This window comes from Lentzea alba (assembly GCF_011067745.1).
GTDB classification, from domain to species: Bacteria; Actinomycetota; Actinomycetes; order Mycobacteriales; family Pseudonocardiaceae; genus Lentzea; species Lentzea alba.
The window spans coordinates 451,913-467,042 of sequence record NZ_JAAMPJ010000006.1; the positions used below are offsets into that span (position 1 = coordinate 451,913).

15 protein-coding genes are annotated in these 15,130 nt (G+C 68.4%); 9 read left to right on the forward strand and 6 right to left on the reverse strand.

Going from position 1 to position 15,130, the window contains the following annotated elements; genetic code table 11:
* Window positions 1-5 precede the first annotated feature (5 nt).
* Window positions 6-809, forward strand: a complete 804-nt coding sequence (locus G7043_RS24280) for an LLM class F420-dependent oxidoreductase (RefSeq protein WP_166049073.1) — start codon at window positions 6-8, stop codon at window positions 807-809.
* Window positions 810-935: 126 nt separating this feature from the next.
* Window positions 936-1,970 (forward strand): class II fructose-bisphosphate aldolase, encoded by a 1,035-nt coding sequence (fbaA, locus tag G7043_RS24285; protein WP_166049075.1) that lies wholly within the window; start codon window positions 936-938, stop codon window positions 1,968-1,970.
* A gap of 60 nt (window positions 1,971-2,030) precedes the next feature.
* Here fbaA and G7043_RS24290 read toward each other — a convergent pair whose 3' ends face one another.
* Entirely contained in the window at window positions 2,031-3,146 is a 1,116-nt protein-coding gene (locus G7043_RS24290; protein WP_166049077.1) for a hypothetical protein, read from the reverse strand.
* A 250-nt stretch (window positions 3,147-3,396) separates the two neighbouring features.
* Between G7043_RS24290 and G7043_RS24295 the strand changes: the two genes are divergently transcribed.
* Entirely contained in the window at window positions 3,397-3,807 is a 411-nt protein-coding gene (locus G7043_RS24295) for a DUF3151 domain-containing protein (protein WP_166049079.1), read from the forward strand.
* A gap of 6 nt (window positions 3,808-3,813) precedes the next feature.
* Entirely contained in the window at window positions 3,814-4,974 is a 1,161-nt protein-coding gene (locus G7043_RS24300; RefSeq protein ID WP_166049081.1) for an FUSC family protein, read from the forward strand.
* Here the strand turns inward: G7043_RS24300 and G7043_RS24305 are convergent.
* The 3 genes from G7043_RS24305 to G7043_RS24315 form a co-directional block, all read right to left on the reverse strand.
* A complete protein-coding gene (locus G7043_RS24305) occupies window positions 4,883-5,134 on the reverse strand; it encodes a hypothetical protein (protein ID WP_166049083.1) in 252 nt (83 codons plus the stop codon). The genes G7043_RS24300 and G7043_RS24305 overlap by 92 nt on opposite strands.
* A complete protein-coding gene (locus G7043_RS24310; RefSeq protein WP_166049085.1) occupies window positions 5,134-5,763 on the reverse strand; it encodes an HNH endonuclease family protein in 630 nt (209 codons plus the stop codon). The genes G7043_RS24305 and G7043_RS24310 overlap by 1 nt, the downstream gene beginning before the upstream one ends.
* 104 nt (window positions 5,764-5,867) lie before the next feature.
* Window positions 5,868-6,476, reverse strand: coding sequence for a hypothetical protein (locus tag G7043_RS24315; RefSeq protein WP_166049087.1), 609 nt, complete (start codon window positions 6,474-6,476; stop codon window positions 5,868-5,870).
* A gap of 110 nt (window positions 6,477-6,586) precedes the next feature.
* Here G7043_RS24315 and G7043_RS24320 point away from each other — a divergent pair, with 110 nt between their 5' ends.
* Entirely contained in the window at window positions 6,587-7,876 is a 1,290-nt protein-coding gene (locus tag G7043_RS24320) for an adenylosuccinate synthase (RefSeq protein WP_166049089.1), read from the forward strand.
* On the opposite strand, the gene G7043_RS24325 is transcribed toward G7043_RS24320, so the two are convergent.
* Complete coding sequence (locus tag G7043_RS24325) at window positions 7,869-10,313, reverse strand: M48 family metalloprotease (protein ID WP_166049091.1); 2,445 nt, start codon at window positions 10,311-10,313, stop codon at window positions 7,869-7,871. The genes G7043_RS24320 and G7043_RS24325 overlap by 8 nt on opposite strands.
* 144 nt (window positions 10,314-10,457) lie before the next feature.
* Between G7043_RS24325 and G7043_RS24330 the strand changes: the two genes are divergently transcribed.
* The 4 genes from G7043_RS24330 to G7043_RS24345 are packed head-to-tail and all read left to right on the forward strand — an operon-like array spanning window position 10,458 to window position 14,029.
* Window positions 10,458-11,273: an ABC transporter permease gene (locus G7043_RS24330; protein ID WP_166049094.1), complete on the forward strand. Its 816-nt coding sequence runs from the start codon at window positions 10,458-10,460 to the stop codon at window positions 11,271-11,273.
* A complete protein-coding gene (locus G7043_RS24335) occupies window positions 11,258-11,959 on the forward strand; it encodes an ABC transporter ATP-binding protein (RefSeq protein ID WP_166049096.1) in 702 nt (233 codons plus the stop codon). The genes G7043_RS24330 and G7043_RS24335 overlap by 16 nt, the downstream gene beginning before the upstream one ends.
* Entirely contained in the window at window positions 11,943-12,911 is a 969-nt protein-coding gene (locus G7043_RS24340) for an ABC transporter substrate-binding protein (protein ID WP_449279971.1), read from the forward strand. The genes G7043_RS24335 and G7043_RS24340 overlap by 17 nt, the downstream gene beginning before the upstream one ends.
* A complete protein-coding gene (locus G7043_RS24345; RefSeq protein ID WP_166049099.1) occupies window positions 12,908-14,029 on the forward strand; it encodes an LLM class flavin-dependent oxidoreductase in 1,122 nt (373 codons plus the stop codon). The genes G7043_RS24340 and G7043_RS24345 overlap by 4 nt, the downstream gene beginning before the upstream one ends.
* Here the strand turns inward: G7043_RS24345 and G7043_RS24350 are convergent.
* Window positions 14,019-15,101, reverse strand: coding sequence for a glycerophosphodiester phosphodiesterase (locus tag G7043_RS24350; RefSeq protein ID WP_166049101.1), 1,083 nt, complete (start codon window positions 15,099-15,101; stop codon window positions 14,019-14,021). The genes G7043_RS24345 and G7043_RS24350 overlap by 11 nt on opposite strands.
* Window positions 15,102-15,130: the final 29 nt, after the last annotated feature.

Genomic DNA, 15,130 nt, shown 5'->3' on the forward strand with positions numbered 1-15,130 from the left:
TTCGCATGTTGGGAACGTTCGGAGTCTGGGGCTCGCGCTACCTGTGGGCCGACCGCGTCGACGAGGTCGCCGAGCTGGAGGCGCTCGGCTACGGCACGTTCTGGCTGGGCAGCTCACCCGAATCGGACCTCGGCCTGGTCGAGCGGCTGCTCGACGCCACGAAGTCGATCACGGTCGCGACCGGGATCGTCAACGTCTGGCAGACCGAGCCGGAGGACGTCGCCGCGTCGTTCCACCGCATTGGCAGCGACCGGCTGGTGCTCGGCGTCGGCGTCGGCCACAAGCAGATCGACCAGGCCTACGAGAAGCCCTACGACAAGCTCGTCTCGTACCTGGACCGGCTGGACGTACCCGCCGAACGGGTGTTGCTCGCGGCGCTGGGCCCGAAGGTGCTCAAGCTCGCCGCTGACCGCACCGCCGGTGCGCACCCATATTTGGTGCCGGTCGAGCACACCGCCGCCGCACGCGCGGTGCTCGGCGGCAAGATCCTCGCGCCGGAGGTCACCGTCGTCGTGGAGGAGGACCCTCAGGCCGCGCGGGCCATCGCCCGTGAGCAGCTCTCGTACTACTTCAGCCTGACCAACTACACGAGCAACTGGCAGCGCTGGGGCTTCAGCGAGGAGGAGGTCGCGGGTCTCGGCTCGGACCGGCTGATCGACGCACTGGTGGCGCACGGCAGCCCGGAACAGGTGGCGGCGAAGCTGCGAGCGCACCTCGACGCGGGCGCCGACCACGTGGCCGTCCAGTCGTTGAACGGCAGGTACGCGGAGCTGGCCGCCGCGCTGGGCCTCGTCCGTACCGGCCAGTAGCTCCGAGCTGGGACGTTCCACTCCTTGAACGATCATGTCGCCGGGTCGGCCGCCGGTGTGGCCCCCTGACACCGCCTCGTAGGATGCCGTTGATACGGCGTTCAGGGCACCTGAGGAGGACGACCGATGCCCATCGCAACTCCCGAGGTCTACGCGGAGATGCTTGACCGGGCCAAGGCGAACGAGTTCGCCTACCCCGCGATCAACGTCACGTCTTCGGAGACTCTCAACGCGGCTCTGCGCGGATTCGCCGAGGCCGAGAGCGACGGCATCATCCAGGTCTCGACCGGTGGTGCCGAGTTCGCCTCGGGCACCAAGGTCAAGGACATGGTGACCGGCGCTGTCGCGCTCGCCGAGTTCGCGCACGTGGTCGCCGCGAAGTACCCGGTGAACATCGCGCTGCACACCGACCACTGCCCGAAGGACAAGCTCGACGGGTACGTGCGTCCGCTCATCGCCATCAGCCAGGAGCGAGTCGACAAGGGCGGCAACCCGCTGTTCCAGTCGCACATGTGGGACGGCTCGGCCGTCGCGCTGGACGAGAACCTCCAGATCGCGAGCGAGCTGCTCGACCTCTCCGCCAAGGCGAAGATCGTCCTCGAGATCGAGGTCGGCGTCGTCGGTGGCGAGGAGGACGGCGTCGACAACGAGATCAACGACAAGCTCTACACGACGCCCGAGGACTACCTGAAGACCGTCGACGCGCTCGGCGCCGGTGAGAAGGGTCGCTACCTGCTCGCCGCGACCTTCGGCAACGTGCACGGCGTCTACAAGCCGGGCAACGTGAAGCTGCGCCCGGAGATCCTCAAGCAGGGTCAGGACGTGGCGGCCGAGAAGCTGGGCCTCCCGGCCGGCTCGAAGCCGTTCGACCTCGTCTTCCACGGCGGCTCCGGCTCGCTGCTCGAGGAGATCCACGAGGCCGTGTCGTACGGCGTCATCAAGATGAACATCGACACGGACACGCAGTACGCCTTCACCCGCCCGATCGCGGCGCACATGTTCGCGAACTACGACGGCGTGCTGAAGATCGACGGCGAGGTCGGCAACAAGAAGACCTACGACCCGCGCAGCTACCTCAAGGCAGCCGAGCAGGCCATGGCTGCCCGCATCGCCCAGGCGTGCGAGCACCTGAAGTCGTCCGGCCGCATGATCGCAGGCTGATTGCTTGATGAGGGGAGCTTTCATAAACCTGAGGTTTGTGAAAGCTCCCCTCATCAACCTCTAGCTGAGTTTGAGGCGCGCAGCTAGCAGTTGGGCTTCTGGGCGGTGGATGAGCAGGTCGCCCGCGGTCCAGAGAACCGCTAGCAGGACGGCGGTGACGGCCGCTGAAGAGAACGAGATCGGCGGTCCCCACAGGTACTCCTGCTGGAACCAGATGCCGACGTACCCGACCGTCGTGACGGCCGCAGAGCCCAGCACGGCCGCGGCCGGCGTGGGCATCTTGATCACGTGCGCCGCGTCGATCGCGAGCCCGACGAGGATCAGGAACAGCGGCACGGCGGACTTCGGGAAGTCGATGCCCGCGAGCAACGGCCAGATCAGGCACCGGTACGCGACGTAGCCACCGGCGACGGCCGTGGCCGCCCAGGGCTTGTCGATCGTGCGCCGGGCGATCACCAGCACGATGGCGGCCGCGACCAGGCCCCACACCGGGTACACCCAGTCCGCGATGGGCAGCGCGAAGTGCACCACCGCCTCACGTCCGATCGGCACGCCGAGCTGGTCCGCGGCGAACTGGATCAGGATCGGCTCGGCCTCGGCCCTGCCGTTGTCGTAGGCCTGCAGCGCGCGCACGCCGTACTCCTGGTGCTGGTTGGGGAACCAGACGTTCTCCAGGAAGAAGAACCACAGCGCGACGAGCCCGAACGTGCGCATGGTGCCGAGCGGGAAGTACTTCATCCACCCGCGGATCGCGCCGGCCAGCATCACGGCCGTGCCGAGGTACAGCAGCGCGTGCGAGCCGCTCCACGAGGTGATGTCGAGCCCGTTGATGCGGTGGTTGATGACGTCGATCGGCAGCGCGACCAGGAAGATCCCGCACCCGATCTGCATCAGCCGCAGCGTCAGCTTGTCGACGCCGTAGCCGGTGAACGTGTGGAACAACGTCAGCCCGACCACGATCACCGTGCCGACCGTGTTGATCAGGTGCGGCGGCGCGAGGTCGTCGCGCAGCCACTTGAAGTGCCACGAGACGTCCCACGACGACCCGATCAGCTTCAACAGCAGACCTACGAGCCAGAGCTGGTAGAGCTGCTTCGTGAGCTTCGCCGGTGTCTCCCTGCCCGGCACGCCTCGCTCCCAGTACTGATCGCGGAACTGCCTTACCCCCTGAATCATCCGAACATCATGAGCGGCGTTCTGGTTTCCAGGAAGACCGGGGCCCCCTGGTTTTACCCTGATGTTTCTCATTCGGGTGCACGACCGGGTGAACGACGTTGATCTCTTCGGCCCAGCGCGGCAGGGTTCTCGGCCATGGCCAAGAAGATCGTCGCCGGAGTGCTCGTCACCGCTTTGCTGCTGGCCGTTGTGGCCGCTGTCATGAGGGTCTTCATCTCCTGAGACGCGTTCGTGCGGCACGATGGGCCGCATGGTTGAGAACCTCCTCGGGCCCGAGCCGACCCGTCTCCCCGACCGCCCTGAGGCGCAGTCCGCCGCGGACGGTGGCACCGACCCGGCCAAGATCGTGCGGGCGTACCCGGACTTCTCCGAGGCCTGGGCACTGCTGGCCGAACGCTCGCTGCACGCCGGTGACCCCGTCGCCGCCTACGCCTACGCCCGCACCGGCTACCACCGCGGCCTTGACCAGCTGCGTCGTTCCGGCTGGAAGGGCTTCGGACCCGTGCCGTGGGACCACCGGCCGAACCAGGGCTTCCTGCGCGCGCTCGCCGCGCTGGCCAGGGCTGCCCGCGAGATCGGCGAGGACGAGGAGTGGGAGCGCTGCAGCAAGTTCCTGGCCGAGTCCGACCCCAAGGCTCCGGCCGCGCTGGGTCTGGTCTGACCTGACGTGGGTGCTGTCCGGGAAGCGGTCGGGCGCGGGCTGACGCGGTGGCGCGGGGCCGCGCTGCCGATCGTCCAAAGTGCTCTGTCCGCCGGTCTCGCCTGGGTCGTGGCGACCCTGGTGATCGGGCACCAGCACCCGTTCTTCGCGCCGATCGCCGCGGTCGTCTGCCTCGGGGTCTCGCTGGGGCAACGGCTGCGGCGCGTCGGTGAGCTCGTCGTCGGCGTCTCGGTCGGCGTCGGGGTGGGCGACGCGCTGATCAGCTGGATCGGCAGCGGTCCGTGGCAGATCGCGCTGGTCGTCGGGCTCGCGATGTCGGCGGCCGTGCTGCTGGACGGCGGCTCGGTGATCGCGCTGCAGGCCGGCTCGTCCGCCGTGCTGGTCGCGACGCTGCTGCCGCCGAGCGCGGGCGGCGGGTTCGACCGCATGATCGACGCGCTGACCGGCGGCCTGGTCGGGCTCGCGGTGGCGGCGTTGCTGCCGGCCAACCCGGTCACCGTGGCGCAACGGCAACTCAGGGCATTGACGAACACGCTCAGCGGCGCGTTGCGGAACCTCGCCGAGGCCCTCACCGAGAAGGACGCGGTCAAGGCCGCGGGTGTGCTGGCCGAGCTGCGCACCAGCCAGGCCACGATCGACGACTACAAGTCGGCACTGCAGACCGGCAGCGAGATCGCGAAGATCGCTCCCATCCGGTGGCGCGCCAAGGACGAGCTCAGCCGGTACCAGACCGCGGCCGGGCCGGTGGACTACGCGATCCGCAACACCCGCGTGCTCGCGCGCCGGACCATGGCGGCGCTCAAGGCGGACGAGCAGATCCCGGACGGCGTGCCGGACGTGCTGAAGGACTACGCGGACGCCGTCGACTGCCTCAAGGGCGAGCTGGAGAAGGGCCGGACACCCAAGGACACCAGGGAGGCCGTGCGAGACGCCGCGCGGCATCTCACCGCGCGGCGTCTCGGTGGGGACGGGTTCTCGTCCAAGGTCGTGCTGGCGCAGATCCGCAGCGTGGCCGTGGACCTGCTGCAGGCGACCGGGTTGAGCCGGAGCGAGGCGATGGAGGCGTTGCCGCCCCTCACCCCTCCGGCCGGTTCAGCAGGCCCAGCAGCAGCGAGTGAACCGGCTCGTGATCGCGAGGATCAGCCAGGGCGCACGAACCACCCGTGATGGCGTACCACTCCTCCGCGCCCTCGTAGCGGACCTGCGCACGCAGCTTTCCGTCGTCGGACAGCTCTGTGCGCAGCTCCAGGTCCCCGGTGACGACGCCGACCTCGTCGGTCATCACGCCACCAGGGCCGGCCACGAAAGGCGAGGAGAGTGTGGTCATCAGCAGGTGTTGAGCATCCCGGTCAGTGCGGTCTTTTCCGAGCTTTGCAGGGTGAGTCCCCAGTTTTTCTTCGTGCGAACCCACATCTTGGCGTACGTGCAGTGGTAGGACGTCAGCGGTGGCTTCCACGCGGCCGGGTCCTTGTCGCCCTTGGCCTGGTTCACGTTGTCGGTGACCGCGATGAGCTGCGGGCCCGACAGGTCGTTCGCGAACGACTGGCGCCGGGACGTCGTCCACGACGACGCTCCGGACTTCCAGGCTTCCGACAGCGGCACGATGTGGTCGATGTCCACGTCGGAGGCCAAGGTCCAGGTACCGCCGTCGTACGGCGACTTCCACGTGCCGGAGGTGGCCGCGCAAGACGAGTCGGTCACCACGTTGGTGCCGTCGCGCTTCAGCACCACCTCACGGGTGTTGCAGCTCCCCGACTGGGTGATCCAGTGGGGGAACAGGTCGCGCGAGTAGCCCGTGCTCGAGCTTTCGCTGGCGACCGTGAGGCTGGCCAGTTCGGTCCTGGCGGTGTCGACGGAGGGGATGTTCGGCGGTGTCGCGAGTGCAGGGGAAACAAAACCAAAGGTGAGAGTTGCCGCGGCAACGAGAACACCAATGGTTCGGTTAACTTTTGACATCGTCCCGACCTTCCTTGTTGGAAGTGATCGGGACATACCCTTAGTGACGGTATGAAATTAGGCAATACCTTTGGGTGACACTCAAGTGAATGACAAGCGCACGACTAGACGCCTCGTACGAGCCTCAAGTCCTCGGTGTGCCGGTACCAGGTCCACTTGTCGACCGGCCGCGGGTGCTTGTGACCATCGAGAACGGCGGTCGTGGGCAGGCAGCCGAGCTGGAAAGCGCGTGGCCGGCTTTCCCGGACCTTCGACCCGATCAGCCGTTTGTTAACAATTCGGACCACGAGGCCCAAGCCGCCTTCCGGGTCCGGCGTGCACTCGACCCGCGAGGCCTGGCCGCGCAGCACGTTGTCCGCGTCGCTGTAACCAACGCCACGAACCGGCGACAACACGCCGAGTCCCATGAGGACACCGCCGACGTCGTCGCGCACGAACGGAACGGGATCTACGTCACCGTTCAGGGCGATGTCGAGCGCCCGTGCGGGATCGGTCGAAAGCCCCCACAGGGCGGCAACGGGCGAATCGCCCACGGGGACGTAGCCGAGCGTGATCGAACCGAGCTTCTCCTTGCGCAGCAACCGAACCCCGACCGCCGCGAGGTCGGCGTCGGTACCCACGACGACGAGCCGTTCGGCGTCCAGATGCTGATCGACGTGGTCCTTGCCGGGGCGCGCGGGCACCACGTGGGTGTCGTCACGTTGAGTGATCATTGGCAACTGCGGGTTTCCGCAGGCCAACACGATTCCGTGCACGGTCATCTCCTGGTCTACCCTCGCTTACCGGCGTTCGCTCGAACCAGTCCAAGCGCTTGGAGTTTCACATGCCGGCCGTCGTGCTGATCGGTGCCCAGTGGGGCGATGAGGGCAAGGGCAAGGCCACCGACATCCTCGGTGAGCGTGTCCAGTGGATCGTCCGCTACCAGGGTGGCAACAACGCGGGTCACACCGTGGTCCTCCCGGGCGGTCAGAAGTTCGCCCTGCACCTCATCCCGTCCGGCATCCTGACCCCCGGCGTGAAGAACGTGATCGGCAACGGCGTCGTGGTCGACCCCGGCGTGCTGCTCGAGGAACTCGCGGGGCTGGAGGAGAAGGGCGTCGACACCAGCGGCCTGCTGATCTCGTCGGACGCGCACTTGATCATGCCGTACCACGTGGCCATCGACAAGGTGACCGAGCGGTACCTCGGCAAGGCGAAGATCGGCACCACCGGCCGCGGCATCGGCCCCGCCTACCAGGACAAGCTCGCCCGCGTCGGCGTGCGCGTGCAGGACCTGCTGGACGAGAAGATCCTGCGGCAGAAGGTCGAGGCCGCCCTGGACTTCAAGAACCAGGTGCTGGTCAAGGTCTACAACCGCAAGGCGCTCGACCCCGACCAGGTCGTCGACCAGGTGCTGGAGCGCGGTCAGCACTTCGTGCACCGCATCGCGGACACCCGCCTGCTGCTCAACCAGGCGCTGGACCGCGACGAGATCGTCGTGCTGGAGGGCTCGCAGGGCACCCTGCTCGACGTCGACCACGGCACCTACCCGTTCGTCACGTCGTCGAACCCGACGTCGGGTGGCGCGACGGTCGGCTCCGGCGTCGGCCCGACCCGGATCAGCACCGTGATCGGCATCCTGAAGGCCTACACGACCCGCGTGGGCTCCGGTCCGTTCCCGACCGAGCTCAACGACGACATGGGCGAGTACCTGCGCAAGCAGGGCGGCGAGTTCGGTGTCACCACCGGACGTTCGCGGCGCACCGGCTGGTTCGACGCGGTGATCGCCCGCTACGCCTCGCGCGTCAACGGCATCACCGACTACTTCCTCACCAAGCTGGACGTGTTGTCGGGCCTGGAGAAGGTGCCGGTCTGCGTCGCGTACGAAGTGGACGGTCGCCGCGTCGACGAGATGCCGATGACGCAGACCGACGTGCACCACGCGACGCCGGTCTACGAGGAGCTGCCGGGCTGGTTCGAGGACATCTCGGGCTGCCGCGAGTTCGACGAGCTGCCCGCCAACGCCAAGGCGTACGTCGAGTACCTGGAGGGCATCATCGGCGCCCGCGTCTCGGCGATCGGCGTCGGCCCCGGCCGCGACCAGACGATCGTCCGCCACGACGTCCTCAGCTGACAGCTCGTTCCTGGGCCTCGACCAGCGCCTTCTGCGTGACCTTCAGCTGGTCGATGCCCCTCAGGAACTCCTTCGTCATCGAGCCGTCGTCGGTGCCGGAGTCGCGGAAGACGACGAGGCACGAGCGGGCGCCGCTTTCCAGCGCCCGCAACGCCTCCGTCCACGTCGCGGCGATCTGCGCGTCCGGTGGGTCGGGGAACCTCTCCCGCACCACCGGACCGAGCGCCTCGCACCCTGCCGCGATCGCCGCGGGGTCGGCGGCCCGCACACCGGCGAACACCTTGTCGTTCGCCTGGATCACGGTCGTCACCCGGTCCTGGCCGCCCCCGTAGACCCAGATCGCGATGGCCTCGTCGGTGTTCACCGCGGCGCCCGCGGGTGTCGGCGGCTGCAGCGTCATCGCACTCGATCCCGCAGGCGGCCACCACGTCGCCACCGCCACGCCCAGCGCGGCGATTCCGGCCGCCCAGATCGGTCGTGACCGGACGTACCGGCCGGTGCGGCCGAGTCCGCCCGCGAGCAGGGCGGCGAGCGTTCCCAGCACGGGCAGGACCTGGTGCGGGCGCGTCGCCAGAACGCTGTCGACCTCGGTGCCGTTCAGGTGTGTCAGCCAGATCGCCGCCGTCGCGGCCAACCCGATCAGCCAGGTCGTGAGCAGCGCGCCCACGCGATCCACGCGGGCCACCAGCACCACGACGAGCTGGACGGCCATCACGGCCAGGATCTGCCAGGCCGTGGCGACCAGTGGCGTTCCGGCGGATCCGAGCAGCGCGACCGCGGCGACGGCCGGTGCGCAGCCGATCACGCCGGCCAGTGCGGCGGAACGCGGGAACTCCCGCCGCAGCAACAACGGCACGAGCCACAGCAGCGCCAGCGACACCACGGTCAGCACCCGGTTGAAGTTCATCAGGAACGGGATCGCCACGGCCTTCAGGCCGATCTCGTTCGGCAACGTCCGCGCGTAGCCGTGCAGGAGGTCCAGCACCGGCACCATGTTGTTGCGCCACAGGGCGTCCGCTATCCGGACCTCGGGGAACCAGCCCAGCAGGGTGTAGGCGACCACGGCGATCGACAGCCCGAGGAACCAGCCGTGCCACCGGGTGCGCACGAGGGTCGCGCAGTGTCCGGCCCAGATCGTCACGAGCACGGCGGTGCCGGCCAGCGCTGCCGCACCGATGACGCTGTGCGGACCGAGCGGGATGACGGTCTGCGTGTCCAGCCGGTCGCCGAGCACCAGACCGAGTCCGATGGCGAGACCGGGCCACGCGAACGTGCCGCGCCGCGGGCCGAAAGCCGCACCACGCCAGGCGACCAGCCCGATGAGCGCCGCCACCGGGATCGCCCAGACGACGCGCATGACCAGGAACGACTCGTTGCCCTCGCGGTACCAGGTCAGGTCGCGCAGCCCGGTGATCGTGTGCCACCACGCGATCTGCACGGCCAGCGCACTCCCGAGCGTCTCCCAGAAACCGGGCCGCAGCAACGACTTCGGATCCCGCATGACGGCCTGACGGCTCGCGGGTGCGGGGTGGTGACCGAGCCATCGGCGCACCCGGCTGGTCGTCGGCGGCAGCCGGTACGGGTCCGGGTCGCCGGTCCACCGCACGACCAGCGCGTCGGCGTGCTTCTCCCGCGCCCGCAGCACCGCGACGCGCGCGGCGAAGACCAGCAGCACCAGCGCGATCACCCGCCACAGCACGTTGGGGGCGAACCAGTCGCCGGGCAACGACGGCAGCCGCCACGGGGTCAGCGACAGCAGCATCGGGTTGAACAGCGTGAGCACGTACGGCGTGAGCACCGCGATGACGAAGGCGCGCCAGATCGCCAGCGTGGCGTAGGTGATCGTGACGTCGTTGCGGACGTGGGCGAGCTCGTGCAGCACGATCGCGCGGAACGACTCGGGTTCGATGCGGCGCAACGCCACCATGCCGACGTTCAGCGCGACGTATTTGCGGCGGTGCGTGCCGAACGCGACTCCGCCCGCGCGGAGGTTCGTCCGGTCGAGCAGGAACGTCGGCGCCTTGGTGAGTCCGGCTTCCTCGACCAGCTCGGCGAGCGGCTCCACCAGTTCGTCGGGAACGGGAACCAGGTCCCGCCGGCGGCGCAACCACGCCGGCCGCAACAGGTAGATCAGCAGAGCCACGCCGAAGAGCAGCACCAGTCCGCCCAGGAGCCACGCCGCACGGCCGCCGAGGAACGTCGCCATGCACGCCCGATAACCGTCCCATTTGGACTGATCGGGCTCGACCTCCAGCTTCGACGTGAGGTAGAGGCCGGACTGCACCTGACAACGGGCTCTGTCGAACGACGTGGCCACCGGCCACGTGGACGCGTACTGGCCGAAGATCTGCAACGTGGTCGCGACCGCCAGCAGCACCAGCGACGCGAACCGCAGCGTGGTGCCGGAGGGCACCCTGGATCTCTCCCCCTCGTTCATGTCCGAATGGTGATCGTTGGATCCCCGTGTTGTCACTCGGCCGTTGGCAGGAAACCGCCGCGACCGATTATCTCGCCGTCCGACGCTTTTTCACGATTTGGGCGTCGTTGACTCACGAGTTCCGCTCGCCTCTACTTCCTGTTCATGACCTTGTCCATGGCAGGTGTGGCCGCGCGGCCGAAAACCGCGCCGCCACAATTGGCGATCAGGCGAAAACTGACATTGCCGCTGCGCTGGATCAGCCCGGTGGCGCTGGTCCTGCTGTGGCAACTGGCCAGCTCAACGGGTGTGCTGTCGCCCGACAAGCTCGCTTCTCCCGTCACCGTCGCGCAGTCCGCCGGTGAGTTGATTGCGGATGGCCAATTGGGCGAGGCGTTCGCCGTGTCAATCGCGCGCGTCTTCTTCGGATTCCTCATCGGTGGCCTGCTCGGTGTTGTTCTCGGACTCGTTTCCGGCCTTTCCCGGTGGGGTGAAACGTTGCTGGATCCGCCCGTCCAGATGTTGCGGACGCTTCCGCACCTCGGCCTGATCCCGTTGTTCATCCTGTGGCTCGGCATCGGCGAGGAGCCCAAGCTCGCGCTGGTCGCGGCCGGTGTGGCGTTCCCGCTCTATCTCAACCTGCACGCGGGCATCCGGCAGACCGATCCCGGCCTGGTCGAGGCCGCCCGCGTGCTGGGCTACACCCGAGTCGAACGGGTCGTGCACGTCGTGCTGCCGTCCGCCGTGCCGCAAACCCTGGTGGGACTGCGGATCGCGCTCGGCACCGCGTGGCTGTCGCTGATCGTCGGCGAGCAGATCAACGCGGACGCCGGGCTCGGCTTCCTGATCAACAACGCCCGTGAGTTCCTCCGCACCGACGTCGTGGTCGTCGGCCTCGTGGTCTACGCGCTGCTCGGCCTCACCACCGACGGACTCGTGCGGTTGCTGGAGAGGAGGATCCTGCGATGGCGAGCGCGGTGAGCATCAAGGGACTGCGCAAGGCTTTCGGCCCGCGGACCGTGCTGGACGGGATCGACCTGGAGATCGCGCCCGGCGAGCTCGTGGCGTTGCTGGGGCGCAGCGGCTGCGGGAAGTCGACGCTGCTGCGCATCCTCGCCGGGCTGGACAGCGAGTTCGACGGCACCGCAACGGTTCCCGGGACGGTGTCGGTCGCGTTCCAGCAGCCCCGGCTGCTGCCGTGGCGCAAGGTCTGGCGGAACATCGCGCTGGGCCTGCACCGGCCGGACGGTCGCGAGGTCGCGTTGAAGGCGTTGGCGGAAGTGCGCCTGCAGGATCACGCCGACGCGTGGCCGCTGACGTTGTCCGGCGGTGAGGCGCAACGGGTCTCGCTCGCACGGGCGTTGGTGCGCGAACCCGACGTGCTGCTGCTCGACGAACCGTTCGGCGCGCTGGACGCGTTGACCCGGCTGGCCATGCACCACCTGGTGGAAGACCTGTGGACCAGGCACCAGCCCGCCGTGCTGCTCGTGACGCACGACGTCGACGAGGCACTGCTGCTGGCCGACCGGGTTCTCGTGCTCGACGAGGGCCGGATCGTCGCCACCCACCACGTCGACCTGCCCCGCCCGCGTCGCCGGGCTTCCGTTGTGGAGCAACGCACCCGCGTGCTCGCCGATCTGGGAGTGGATGTTGAAACAGCTGCCTAGCCGTACATGGCTCAGCCTGCTCGCGGCGATCTTGTTCACGACCGGATGTGCCGCGACCCCGCAGGACACCCCGCCGAGCGAGGTCGTGCTGAAGGTCGGCGACCAGAAGGGCGGGGCGAAGGCGCTGCTCACGGCCGCCGGTCTGCTGAACGACTTCCCGTACAAGCTGGAGTGGTCGACTTTCACCTCCGGCCCGCCGCTGCTCGAAGCCGCGTCCGCCGGTGCGATCGACATCGGTGGCGTCGGCAACACACCGCCGATCTTCGCCGCCGCCGCGAACGCCAAGATCGCCGCGATCGGCGCGTCCAAGGGGCAGGTCGACTCCGACGCGATCCTGGTGCCGGAGAACTCGCCACTGCGTGGCGTCGCGGACCTGAAGGGCAAGAACATCGCGGTGGCCAAGGGCAGTTCGGCACACGGCCAGGTGCTGCTGACGCTGCGCGCGAACGGTCTGAGCACCAAGGACGTCACGTTGAACTTCCTGCAACCCTCGGACGCGTACAGCGCGTTCACCCAGGGCAGGGTCGACGCCTGGGCGGTCTGGGATCCCTACACCGCGCAGGCACAGCAGGAGGCCAAAGCGCGCGTGCTGACCGACGGCAAGGGCCAGGCGAACGGGTACGGCTTCCAGGTCGCGGGCCGCAAGGCGTTGGACGACAAGGGGAAGAACCCGGCGCTCAAGGAGTACCTGGTCCGCTACTACAAGGCGCAGAAGTGGGCCGACACGCACCGCGAGGAGTGGGCGAAGGCGTGGGCCGCCGAGACGGGCCTGAAGTACGAGGTCGCACTCGCCTCGGTGAACCGCAGCGGCGACCTGCCGGTGCGCATCGACGACGCGTTGATCGCCTCCGAGCAACACCTGGCGGATGCGTTCACCGAGGACAAGACGTTGCCGGGCAAGGTCGACTTCGCGAAGTTCGTCGACACGAGGTTCCAGGGAGATCTGGCATGAGCATCACGTTGCACTGGTTCCTGCCGACCTCCGGCGACGGGCGAACGGTTGTGGGGCACTTCCACACCAGCCGTGCGAACACCGCGGGATCGCGCCGCGAGGCGGACATCGACTATCTCGCGCAGATCGCGCGCGCGGCCGAGCAGGTCGGGTTCACCGGTGTGCTCACACCGACCGGCACGTGGTGCGAGGACGCCTGGCTGACCACGGCCGCGTTGATCAGCCAGACCACGACGCTCAAGTTCCTGGTGGCGTTCCGGCCCGGCGTGCTGTCGCCGACGCTGGCGGCGCAGATGGCCTCGACGTGCCAGCGGATCTCGCGCGGACGGTTGCTGTTGAACGTCGTCACCGGCGGCGATGCCGTTGAGCAGCAACGCTTCGGCGACTGGCTGGACAAGGACCAGCGGTACGCGCGCACCGATGAGTTCCTTCAGATCGTGCGCGGCGTCTGGAGTGGCCGGCCGTATTCGTTCGAGGGCAGGCACTACCAGGTTGAGGGCGCCACCGTGCTGGCCGCACCGAACCCGGTCCCGCCGATCTACTTCGGTGGCTCGTCGGACGCCGCCCTGCCGGTGGCGGCCGCGCGGGCCGATGTGTACCTGACCTGGGGCGAACCACCTGCCGATGTGGCCGAGAAGATCGCACGGGTGCGGGCGCTGACGGATCGGCCGATCCGGTTCGGCATCCGGCTGCACACGATCAGCCGGGACACCTCGGCCGAGGCGTGGGCGACAGCCGCCAGGTTGCTCGACGCGCTGGACCCGGCCACGGTGGCGAAGGCGCAGGAAGAGCTGCGGACATCGGAATCCGTTGGCCAGCAACGGATGGTGGCGCTGCACGGCGGTGACCTCAGCCGTGGCGTGCGCGGTCTGGAGATCTACCCGAACCTGTGGGCGGGCGTCGGACTCGTTCGCGGTGGCGCGGGAACGGCGTTGGTGGGCTCGCACGCCGAGGTCGCCGATCTGATCGAGGAGTACCACTCCATCGGCATCAGCGAGTTCGTCCTGTCCGGGTACCCGCACCTGGAAGAGGCCTACTGGTTCGGCGAGGGCGTGCGGCCCCTGCTGAAGCAGCGCGGGCTGCTCGACGGGGACCGCACGCTGGTGCTCAGCGCTTGACCTTGGCTTCGATGGCCGTGTCCGGGTTGTCCGCGAACAGGCCGTCGATGCCCTGCTTGAAGAACAGGTCGTACTCCTCGAAGGCCCGGCCGTACGCGGCCGGGTCGGTCGAGGACCGGAAGTCCGCGGGCAGGAAAGAGTTCTCGTTGCGGAACGTCCACGAGTGCACGACCAGGCCGACCTTGTGCGCGTCCTCGACGACGTTCGTCGGCTGCTTGAGGAAGCCGCCGGCGTCGCGCGGGATGATCAGGTCCTTGTTCAGGCCGGCGCCGTCGGCGTACGAGCGGATCTCCCGCAGCCCGGTCGGGGTTACCAGGTCGGCGTACGTGCGCTTGTCACCGGCCTTGACGAAGTCGTACGGCGCGCCGGAAGCGTTGACCAACTGCACCAGCGGTACCCGCAGCGACCTGTTCAGCTCCTTGAGGTTCGCCACCTCGAACGACTGCACGTAGACCTTGGCGTTGCGGCGGTTCAGGCCGTTGCGGTTGAGCACGTCGACGAGCTTCGGCTCCAACGCGAGTCCGATCTCCTGGAAGTACGTCGGGTGCTTGGTCTCGGGGTAGATGCCGATCTCGCGGTGCAGTTCGCGGGACAGGCGTTTGGTCAGGTCGATGACCTCCTGCAGCGTCGGCACCTCGAAGCGGCCGTCGTAGAGCGTGTTGCGCGGGCGGATCGCCGGGATGCGTTCCTTGGCGCGCAACGTCTTCAGCTCGGCGAGCGTGAAGTCCTCGGTGAACCAGCCGGTGACCGGGGTGCCGTCGATGACCTTGGTCTTCTTGCGGTCGGTGAACTGCGGCTTCGTCGAGACGTCGGTCGTGCCGCCGATCTCGTTCTCGTGCCGGGCGACCAGCTTGCCGTCCTTCGTGGACACCAGGTCGGGCTCGACGAAGTCGGCACCCATGCGGGCCGCGAGCTCGTACGCCGCGAGCGTGTGTTCGGGCCGGTACGCCGACGCGCCCCGGTGCCCGATGACGATCGGACCCTTGTCGTCGTGTGCGGAGGCAGAGGGCAGGGACGCCACCACCGCACCCGCGAACACGAGGACCACGGCGGCAAGACCTCTCCGATACATCGTTCGACCTCCCGTTTTGTGTTGAGAGC